This is a genomic window from Methylobacterium sp. CCH5-D2 (assembly GCF_001556475.1).
Taxonomy (GTDB): domain Bacteria; phylum Pseudomonadota; class Alphaproteobacteria; order Rhizobiales; family Beijerinckiaceae; genus Methylobacterium; species Methylobacterium hispanicum.
This window is the reverse complement of record NZ_LSIX01000156.1, coordinates 1-6,772: the sequence shown is the minus strand read 5'-3', so window position 1 is coordinate 6,772 and position 6,772 is coordinate 1. Positions and strand designations below refer to the sequence as shown.

6 protein-coding genes are annotated in these 6,772 nt (G+C 73.9%); all 6 read left to right on the top strand.

Translation table 11 applies throughout. The features are described 5' to 3' along the window. A partial coding sequence (locus AX737_RS03505) for an RNA methyltransferase (protein WP_197430443.1) occupies positions 1-542 on the top strand: 542 nt, incomplete at its 5' end. A gap of 208 nt (positions 543-750) precedes the next feature. Then, entirely contained in the window at positions 751-2,340 is a 1,590-nt protein-coding gene (gene crtI / locus AX737_RS03500; RefSeq protein WP_066919031.1) for a phytoene desaturase family protein, read from the top strand. A 5-nt stretch (positions 2,341-2,345) separates the two neighbouring features. Continuing rightward, positions 2,346-2,861, top strand: coding sequence for a DUF2141 domain-containing protein (locus AX737_RS03495; protein ID WP_156453509.1), 516 nt, complete (start codon positions 2,346-2,348; stop codon positions 2,859-2,861). Between the two features lie 4 nt (positions 2,862-2,865). After that, positions 2,866-3,846, top strand: a complete 981-nt coding sequence (locus AX737_RS03490; protein ID WP_066919029.1) for an ABC transporter ATP-binding protein — start codon at positions 2,866-2,868, stop codon at positions 3,844-3,846. Beyond that, complete coding sequence (locus AX737_RS03485) at positions 3,843-5,036, top strand: ABC transporter permease (RefSeq protein WP_066919027.1); 1,194 nt, start codon at positions 3,843-3,845, stop codon at positions 5,034-5,036. Before AX737_RS03490 ends, AX737_RS03485 begins: the two co-directional genes overlap by 4 nt. Positions 5,037-5,149: 113 nt before the next feature. Next, positions 5,150-6,700: a phytoene desaturase family protein gene (gene crtI, locus AX737_RS03480; RefSeq protein WP_066919025.1), complete on the top strand. Its 1,551-nt coding sequence runs from the start codon at positions 5,150-5,152 to the stop codon at positions 6,698-6,700. Positions 6,701-6,772: the final 72 nt, after the last annotated feature.

Here is a 6,772-nt window from a genome sequence, read left to right as displayed (position 1 = left end):
GCCCGGCGCCGGAGCCCGCCGCGCTCGTGCCGCAGCCCCCCGCCCCGGCCCTGGTGCTGGGGCTCGCCGGGCTGACCAACCACGACAACGTCGGCGCCTGCCTGCGCAACGCCGCCGCCTTCGGGGCCGACGCGGTGCTCCTCGACGCCGCGAGCTGCGATCCGCTCTACCGCAAGGCGATCCGCGTCTCGGCGGGCGCCGCCCTGATCACGCCCTTCGCGCGCCTCCCCGCGGGGGCGGACTGGCTCGCGATCGCGCGATCCCTCGCCCTGGAGCCGCTGGCGCTGAGCCCCTCCGGCCGGGAGACGCTCGACGCCGCGCCGCCGCCGGCCCGCGCGCTCCTGCTGCTCGGGACCGAGGGGCCGGGCCTGCCCGCCGGCCTGATGGCCCGCGCCCGCACCCTGCGCATCCCGATGGCGTCGGGCTTCGACTCGCTCAACGTCGCGACCGCGGGCGCGCTCGCCCTGTCCCGGCTGGCCGGCGCGGCCGGCCGGCTGATTCCGGCTCCCGCGGCCGGTCCGGATCCGCGCGAAGACTGCTGAGACGCGGGCTTCGAGCCTGCACGCAGTCCTATCCAAGTCCCATCCATGTCCCATCCATGTCCCCATCCATTTCGGTGTAGGCGGCCGCGCGCGGCAAAAGGATGCAATTGCCGAATGCCGAATCATCTCTAGCTTGGCCGTATGCGGAGGGGTTACGGTGCGGCGGTCCCGACGCGGATCGTGCGCACGGGTTTGGGAGACGGGAGCGTTGCTTCACGCGGGAGACGGCATGCGGAGGCTCTCCGGACGCCGGGTCGTCATCGTCGGCGCGGGCCCCGGCGGCCTGGCCTCGGCCCTGCTGCTGGCGCGCGCGGGGCTCCACGTCACCCTGATCGAGCGGGACGCCCAGGTCGGCGGCCGCACGAAGACGGTCGAGGCGCCGGGCGGCTACCGCTTCGACATCGGACCGACCTTCTTCCTCTATCCGCAGATCCTGGCCGACATCTTCGAGAGCTGCGGCGAGCGGCTTGAGGACCATGTCCGGCTGGAGCGGCTCGACCCGCAGTATCACCTCGTCTTCGAGGGGCCTGACGGGGTCTCCGGCGAGATCCGCGCCACCGGCGACGTCGGGCGCCTGGAGGCGGAGATCGCCCGGATCGCCCCGGACGACGCCCCGAACGTCAGGACATTCTTCGCCGAGAACCGGACGAAGCTGCGCTTCTTCAAGCCGGTGCTGGAGCAGGCCTTCCACCGCTTCCGCAGCATGGCGAGTCCCGCGATGCTGGCGGCCCTGCCCTACCTCCACCCCGGCCGCAGCGTGGACAAGGATCTGCGGCGCTACTTCGCCGACCCGCGGGTGCGCCTCGCCTTCTCGTTCCAGACCAAGTACCTGGGCATGTCGCCCTTCCGCTGCCCCAGCCTGTTCACGATCCTCTCGTTCCTCGAATACGAGCACGGGGTCTACCACCCGGTCGGCGGCTGCGGCGCGGTCTCGGAGGCGATGGCCGGCTTGGCCCGCCGCATGGGCGTCGACATCCGCCTGAACACGAGCGTCGAGCGGGTGCTGTTCGAGGGCAAGAAGGCGGTCGGCGTGGTGGCGGGCGGCGAGACGCTGCGGGCCGACGCCGTGATGATCAACGGCGACTTCGCCAAGGTTGTGCCGGAGCTGGTGCCCGAGGCGCGCCGCCCGCGCTGGCGCGACGCCAAGGTCGCCAAGGCCCGCCTCTCCTGCTCGACCTTCATGCTCTATCTCGGCATCGAGGGCCCGATGCCGGCGGCGCTCGGCCACCACACCATCCTGCTGGCCGACCAGTACGAGCGCAACATCCGGGAGATCACCGAAGGGGTGCTGCCGATGTGCCCTTCCGTCTACGTCCAGCACGCGGGCTTCACCGACGGCGGCATGGCGCCCCCCGGCCACACCGCCCTCTACGTGCTGGTGCCGGTGCCGAACCTGAAGGCCGGCATCGACTGGGCGGCGACCCGGGACAGCTACCGGGCCCTGGTGCTGGAGCGTCTGAAGCTCCTGGGCATCGAGAACCTCGAATCGCGCATCCGCTACGAGCGCGTGATCGACCCGACCCAGTGGCGCGACGACTTCGCGGTGCACGAGGGCGCCACCTTCAACCTCGCCCACGACCTGATGCAGATGCTCTGGTTCCGGCCCCACAACAAGTTCGGGCCCGGCCTCTACCTCGTCGGCGGCGGCACCCATCCGGGCTCGGGCCTGCCGGTGATCTACGAGGGCGCGCGCATCTCCGCCCGCCTGCTGATCGAGGACTTGCTCGGCGCCCGCGTGCCGGCGAGCGCCGGTCTGCCCGAGACGGCCCCGCTGGCCACCGGCGGCGAGGCCTCGTGAGGGGGATGACCACCGCGCATCCCCTCTCCCCGCGCGCGGGGAGAGGGCTCGGCCGACGGCAAGGGGGGCTCGCCCCTCTCCCCGCGCGCGGGGAGAGGGAGATCCGCGGCCTCCTCCTCGCTCTCCTCCTCGTCCTCCCCCTCCCCGCCCAGGCCGCCGGCCTGCAGGTCACGGTTGACGGCATCGAGCCCGGCGGCGGCGCGGTCTACGTCACGCTCTGCCAGGGCGGCCTCTCGGAATCCGCCTGCACCCTCGGGCAGGAGGCCTCGGGTGAATCCGAGGCCCGGACCTTCGTGTTCGCGAGCGTGCCCGCCGGCACCTACGCGGTCGCCGCCTTCCAGGACCGCGACGGCGACCGCCGGCTCGGACGCACCGGCCTCGGCCTGCCGACGGAGCCCTACGGCCTCTCGGGCGGGGCCGGCCGGCGGGCGCGGCCGAGCTTCGAGGAGGCCGCCTTCTCCCTGCGCGAGCCCGGCGCCGCGATCCGGGTCCGGCTCGCCCGCGCCCTGCCCCGGCGCTGAGCCGGTGGCGCCGCTCCTCGCCTGCACCGGGCTCGGTCTCGCCTATCGCGGACGGCCGGTCCTCGACGGGCTCGACCTCGCGCTGGATCCTGGCGAGATCCTGGCGCTGCTCGGGCCCAACGGCGCCGGCAAGACCACGCTGATGCGCCTCGTCGCCGGCCGCCTCGTCCCGGGGGCCGGCACGGTCCGCGTGTCGGGCCGCGACCCGCGCACGGAGGCCGACGCGCGCCGCCGCGTCGGCTGGGTGCCCCAGGAGATCGCGCTCTGGCCGCGCCTCAGCGTCGCCGAGAACCTCGGCGTCTTCGCGAGCCTCGCCGGCCTGCCCCGCCGCGGGCGGCGCGGCGCGGTCGCCGCCATGCTGGCGCTCGCCGACATCGAGGCGGTGGGGGCGAGCCTCGTCGGCCAGCTCTCCGGCGGCTACCAGCGCCGGGTCAACATCGCGGCCGGCCTGATCGGGCAGCCCCCGCTCGTCCTCCTCGACGAGCCGACACAGGGAGTCGACCGGGCGGCCCGCGCGGCGATCCACGCCATGCTGCGGCGCCTGCGCCGGGCGGGCACCGCGATCCTCGTCGCCACCCACGACTTCGCCGAGGCCGAGCGGCTGGCCGACCGGGTCGCCTTCCTGCGCGGCGGCCGGATCGTGCGCGAGGGCCCGCTCGCCGCCCTGCTGGCGGGCCTCGCCGCCGGCCCCCCCGAGCGCGAGCTGGTGCTCGCCGAGATCCCGGACGACGCCGCCGAGCGGGCCCTGCGCCGGGCCGGCTTCGCGCCCGACGCCGAGCTCGCCTGGCGCGAGACCGGCCCCGGACGCGACGACGGCGCGGGTCCCGCCCAGCGCCTCGACGGCGCCGCCCTGCTCGGGCGCCTGCGCGCAGAGGGCGTGCCGGTGAGCGAGGTGCGGGTGCGCGCGCCGGGACTGGAAGCCCTCTACCGCGACGCCCTCGAGACCCGCGCGCGCGCCGCCCCGGCCCTGGAGCCGGCCCGATGATCGGCGCCGCCTTCCGGGTGATGGCGCTCACCCTTCTGCGCGACCGCGCCGCCCTGGTGATGGCGTTCGTGCTGCCGACCGTGATCTTCGCGATCTTCGCGGCGATCTTCTCGGGCGCGGTCGGCGACCGCATCCGCATCCATCTGGGACTGGCGGATCTGGCGGGGACGCCCGCCACCGCGCGCCTCGTCTCGGCGCTCGCGGCCGACACGAGCTTGCGCGTCACGCGGCTGCCCGCCGACCTCGCCGCCGCAACGGAGGCGGTGCGCGCGGGCGAGGTCGACGTGGCGCTGGTGCTGCGCGGCGACCTCGCGGCGGCACCCTCGGGCGCATCCGCGCCGGACCACCCGGTTGTGCTGGTCGAGAACCCCGCCAAGGCGCTCGCCACCCCGATCGCGCTGGGCCAGCTCCAGCGGGTGCTCAACGAGGCCCTGCCCGACGTGGTGCTCTCCCGCATCGTCGCGGACGTGGAGCGCACCGGCAAGATCGGCCCGGACGAGCGCGCCTTCCTGGACGAGGCCTTCGCGGAGCAGCGCGCGAAGAAGGAGCCCTTCAGCTTCTCGGCGCTGGTCGAGCGGCAGAGCACCGCGGCCGCCGTCGGCAACGCCCGGGTGAGCTACTACGCGGGAGCGATCGCCGCGGTGTTCCTGCTCTTCGCCGCCATGCAGGGGGCGCTCTCGCTGGTCGAGGAGCGCGAATCGGGTCTCGCCGACCGGCTCAGCGCCGGGCCCGGCGGCCTCGGCGTGATCGTTGTGGGGAAATTCCTGTTCCTGACGCTCCAGGGCGTGGTCCAGGCCGGGCTGATCTTCGGCGCGGCGGCCCTGCTCCACGGCGTGACGATCGGCCCGCACTGGCCGGCCTTCCTCCTCACCTGCGGGCTCGTCTCCGCCATGGCGGCGGGGCTGGCGCTCGCCGCCTGCGCGGCCGCGGCGACGCGCCAGCAGGCGCATCTCTTCGCCACCTTCGGCGTTCTGCTGCTCTCGGCGGTCGGCGGCAGCATGGTGCCGCGCTTCCTGATGCCGCCCTGGCTCCAGCAGGCCGGCTGGTTCACCCCGAACGCCTGGGCGATCGAGGCCTTCCAGGGCGCGCTCGGCGAGGGCAGCGCCGTCCCGGCCTGGGGCGTGCTGGCGGCGCTGGCGCTCGCCGGCCTCGGCGCGGCCCTCGCCCTCGTGGCCCGGCGGCCCGCATGAGCCGCTCCCGCCCCTTCCCCACGCGACGGACCGGCGCGTTGACGCCGGTCTCAGCCCCCGTCAGCTTGAGCCCCGGCGGCACCCCGCCCGGGCGTTCCGCAGGAGCCTAACAGATGAGTTCCGGTTTCCCTGCCCGTCCTTCGGGCGGTTCCTCGGTCGCCGTCATCGGCAGCGGCCTCGGCGGGCTCGCCGCCGCCTGCGTCTCGGCCGCGCGCGGCCACCGCGTCACCCTCTACGACAAGAACGACTGGCTCGGCGGCAAGGCCGCGGTCTTGCACGAGGGCGGCTTCCGCTTCGACATGGGGCCGACCATCCTCACGGTGCCCCGCGTGCTGGAGCGGATTTTTTCCGAGGCCGGCCGCGATATCAACGACTACCTCGATCTGCGCCGCCTCGACCCGCAATGGCGCTGCTTCTTCGACGACGGCACCCGGATCGACCTGATGCAGGACGTCGCCACCATGGCGGCGGAGATGGACCGCTTCGTGCCCGGCGCCGGCGCGGGAGAGGGCTACAAGAAATTCCTCTCCATCTCGGAGCACCTGCACGGTGTGTCCGAAAAGTTCTTCTTCTGGAAGCCGGTCGAGGACCTGTTCGACACGATCAACATCCGGGCGAACATGAACCCCGGCACCCTGCGGGACGTGCTGAGCTTGCGCATGCACGCCTCGGTCGCCAGCACCATCCGCGGCAAGGTGAAGGACGCCCGCCTCGCCCAGATGCTCGACCACTTCGTGCAGTATGTCGGCTCCTCGCCCTACGGCGCGCCGGCGGTGCTCTGCGCCATCGCCCACATGCAGACGGCGGACGGGGTCTGGTACCCGATGGGCGGCACCCGCGCGGTGGCCGAGGCGCTGGCCAAGCTCGCGGGCGAGCTCGGCGCGACCCTGAGGCCCGGCTCCGAGGTGACGGGGCTCGACATCGAGAACGGCACCGTGCGCGGCGTGCGCACGCAGGGCGGTACGACCGCCTACGACGCCGTGATCTCCAACATGGACTCGGTGCGGACCTACCGGGAACTCGTCGGCGGCGAGGTCGGCCGGGCCTACGAGAAGAAGAACCCCGAGCCCGCCTGCTCGGGCGTGGTGCTCTATCTGGGGCTCAACAGGCGCTACGAGCACCTGAACCACCACGACTTCGTCTTCTCGCGCGATCCCGAGGAGGAGTTCGACTGGATCTACCGGCGGGGCGAGCCCGCCCCGGACCCGACCGCGTATCTGGCCGCCCCCTCCTCCACCGACCCCTCGGTGGCGCCCGAGGGCGGCGAGGCGCTCTACGTCCTGGTGCACACGCCCTATCTGCGGCCCCACCACGACTGGTCGAAGATGTTCCCGGCCTACCGGCAGGTGATCCTCGACAAGCTCAAGCGCACCGCCGGGATGCCGGACCTGGAGGAGCGCATCGTGGTCGAGCGGCACCTGACGCCGCAGGACATCCACGACCGCTACAAGGTGCTGAACGGGGCGATCTACGGGCTGGCCTCGCACGGCCGGGTGATGGGCGCGTTCAAGCCGGGCAACCGCTCGCGGCAGGTGCGCAATCTGTATCTGGCGGGCGGCGCCGCCCATCCGGGGCCGGGGATGCCGATGGTGATGATGTCCGGCTGGATCGCCGCCGACGCGCACGACCAGGACGCGCGCGGCGGCCTGCGCCAGTCGGCATGACGCGACCACGCAGCGCCCCCTCCCCCCTCTGCGGGGGAGGGTGGCCCCTGCGTCAGCAGGGGTCGGTCGGGA

Excerpts from the sequence above, each read along its gene's own strand:
- AX737_RS03495 (WP_156453509.1), top strand. The coding sequence starts at position 2,346 with ATGACCACCGCGCATCCCCTCTCCCCGCGCGCGGGGAGAGGGCTCGGC.
- AX737_RS03485 (WP_066919027.1), top strand. The coding sequence starts at position 3,843 with ATGATCGGCGCCGCCTTCCGGGTGATGGCGCTCACCCTTCTGCGCGAC.
- crtI (WP_066919025.1), top strand. The coding sequence starts at position 5,150 with ATGAGTTCCGGTTTCCCTGCCCGTCCTTCGGGCGGTTCCTCGGTCGCC.